The sequence below is a fragment of the Thermoanaerobaculia bacterium genome (assembly GCA_035717485.1).
Taxonomy (GTDB): Bacteria; Acidobacteriota; Thermoanaerobaculia; order UBA5066; family DATFVB01; genus DATFVB01.
Genome location: DASTIQ010000252.1, coordinates 1 through 3,053, shown reverse-complemented (window position 1 = coordinate 3,053; position 3,053 = coordinate 1). Strand labels below are relative to the sequence as shown.

General features: G+C 66.6%; 2 protein-coding genes. One reads left to right on the top strand and one right to left on the bottom strand.

Annotation, left to right across the window (positions count from 1 at the left end):
- On the bottom strand, positions 1-518 hold a 518-nt coding region (locus VFS34_13480; protein ID HET9795458.1), incomplete at its 3' end, for a hypothetical protein.
- A gap of 185 nt (positions 519-703) precedes the next feature.
- Here VFS34_13480 and VFS34_13475 point away from each other — a divergent pair.
- The gene (locus VFS34_13475) at positions 704-2,821 is read left to right on the top strand and encodes a M3 family metallopeptidase (GenBank protein ID HET9795457.1); all 2,118 of its coding nucleotides are present in this window, start codon (positions 704-706) and stop codon (positions 2,819-2,821) included.
- Positions 2,822-3,053: the final 232 nt, after the last annotated feature.

Genomic DNA, 3,053 nt, shown 5'->3' with positions numbered 1-3,053 from the left:
GGGCCCGGCGCGCCGCCGACGCGGAAGGGCTCGGCCAGTCTCCCGAGGAGACGCAGGGAAAGCTCTTCCACTTCGAGCGCGTCGCGGGACGAACTCCCGGCTTTCTTCAGGACGAGGGTCTGGAGCAGGAAGGTCTCCGCGTCGAGAGGGCCGCATCCCGACCGGAACGGCCGTTCCGGGTGGTCCGCCGCGAAAGGCCCGAAGACGTCGGCGAGCGCGTCGGCGCGAAACCCGAAGTCCGCGCCCGTGTCTCCTCCCGAGTAGGGATGCGCCGATCGAAAGGGAACGTTCGCGTTGAAGAACCCCGCCCGCGTGCAGTCGAGCAGGCCGATCTCCGCCGAAGATTCGACCCGGAAGTTGCCCGAGCGAAGGATGACGATCAACGGCCGCGGCTGCGCCCGTTCGGCGCCGGGCCCGCGGCAGGAGCTTCGGCAGCGCCAGTGCGCGATCGCAACGACCGGCGTCTCGAAGACCGGCCGACGATCGAAGATGGGAGGCGAGCTCGATCGCGGCTTCACCACCGGTGCTACGCACCGAAACGATCAAGGTTTCGCGGCGGAAACGATGAATTCGCTCGTTGCGGATCCCCGCCACCTGGGATATCAGAGAATCGTCGTCGCATGACGCTTCGATCGCGAAAGGAGACCGCATGTTCAAGGCAGGCCCCCTCCTCGCGGCCATCGTGCTGGCCGCCGTTCCCGTGATGGGCGCCGAAACGCCGGAGAACCCGCTGCTCGCGAAGTGGACCGGGCCGTACGGCGGCGTTCCGGCGTTCGACAAGGTCCGGGTGCCCGATTTCCGGCCGGCGCTCGAGAAGGCCATGGCCGACGAACTCGTCGAGGTCGACGCGATCGCCCGGAACCCCGAGAAACCGACGTTCGCGAACACGATCGCCGCGCTCGAGAGCGCGGGCAAGGAGTTCGACCGCGCCTCGACGATCTTCGGGATCTACAGCTCGACGATGAGCACGAAGGAATTCCAGGCCGTCGAGACGGAGATGGCGCCGAAGCTCGCCGAGTTCGGGGACAAGATCGTGCAGAACACGGCGCTGTTCGCGCGGGTCGCGGCCGTATACGACGCGCGAGAGTCGCTCGGCCTCACGCCGGAGCAGAAACGTCTCGTCTGGCTCGACTATACGAACTTCGTCCACGCGGGAGCGCAGCTCGAGGGGGGCTCCCGGGCGCGGATGTCGGAGATCAACCAGCGCCTCGCGACGCTCTTCACGAAATTCAGCCAGAACCTCCTTGCCGACGAGCACGATGACGTTCTCTTCCTCGAGAAGGAGTCCGACCTCGAAGGCCTTCCGGACGCCGTCCGCCGAGGCGCCGCCGCCGCGGCGGAGGGTCGTGGGCACAGGGGCCAGTGGGCGATCCTGAACACGCGGTCCAGCATGGAACCGTTCCTGACGTATTCGGCCCGCCGCGACCTCCGGGAGAAGGTCTGGAGGACCTACTACAGCCGGGGAGACCACGGCGACGCGAAGGACAACAAGAAGATCATCTCCGAGATCCTCCGGCTGCGCGCCGAGCGCGCGAAGCTCCTCGGATTCCCGACGCATGCCCACTGGCGTCTCGAGAACTCCATGGCGAAGACGCCCGAGAGGACGATGGAGCTGATGGAAGCGGTCTGGAAACCCGCCGTCGCCCGGGTCCACGAGGAGGTCGCCGACATGCAGGCGATCGCCGACAAGGAAACCCCGGCGGGAGGACCGAAGATCACGATCGAGCCGTGGGACTACCGGTACTACGCCGAAAAGGTCCGGAAAGCGAAATACGATCTCGATCAGAACGCGATCACTCCTTACCTCCAGCTGGAGAAGATGCGGGAGGCGCTCTTCTACACGGCGGACCGGCTCTTCGGCCTGAAGTTCACGCCGGTCTCCGGAGTTCCCGTCGTGACTCCGACCGTCCGCGTGTGGGAGGTCAAGGACTCCGCGGGCAGGCACGTCGGCCTCTGGTACTTCGATCCGTACGCCCGGGAAGGGAAGCAGTCGGGGGCGTGGATGAACGCCTATCGGAGTCAGTCGCGGTTCGAGGGAGAGATCCCGACGATCGTGTCGAACAACACGAATTTCGTGCAGGGAAAGGCGGGTGAGCCGATCCTCATCAGCTGGGACGACGCGACCGCGCTCTTCCACGAGTTCGGGCACGCGCTTCACGGCCTGCTCTCGTCGGTCGAGTATCCGTCGGTCTCCGGAACGAACGTGCCGCGCGACTACGTCGAGTTCCCCTCGCAGCTCCTCGAGCACTGGCTGTCGACCCCCGACGTCCTCGACCGGTTCGCGCTCCACTACCAGACCGGCAAGCCCATTCCCGCGGAGCTGGTCGCGAAGATCGAAAAGGCCTCGAAGTTCAACCAGGGCTTCGCGACGGTCGAATATCTCGCCGCGGCGCTCGTCGACATGAAGCTCCATCTCGCGGCGACCCCCGACAAGGACATCGATCCCGACGCGTTCGAAAAGGCGACGCTCGCCGAGCTCGGGATGCCGAAGGAGATCGTGATGCGCCACCGCACGCCGCAGTTCGGCCACATCTTCTCGGGCGACGGATACTCGGCGGGCTATTACAGCTATCTCTGGTCGGACACGCTCTCGGCGGACGCCTACGAGGCTTTCGTCGAGGCCGGAGGGCCGTGGGACCCCGCCGTCGCCCGGCGACTCAAGGAGAACGTCTTTTCGACCGGGAACACGCGTGACCCCGCGGACTCGTATCGGGCTTTCCGCGGGCACGACCCGGGAATCGGCGCGCTGATGCGCAAGCGCGGTTTCCCGGTCCCCGCGGCTCCTCCGCCGGCGGCCCCCGCGACGACCGGGTCGCACTGAGCGTTTCTCTCCGCCCTCGAGCCCCCGGCGCCGCCGGGGGCTTTTTCGTGGGCAGACGGATGAGATCGCCGCGGTGCGGCGATGCTCTTCTGCGCGGGCTCGCCCGCCCAGGGAGCAGGAATTCGATCGCGACGTTGGGACACGGTCACGAAGAACACTGACGCGGCGGTGAAGAAGGCGGCCGAAAGCTTCTAAAATAGCCCTTTCGCCAGAGAGATTAGGAGGGTCGGCG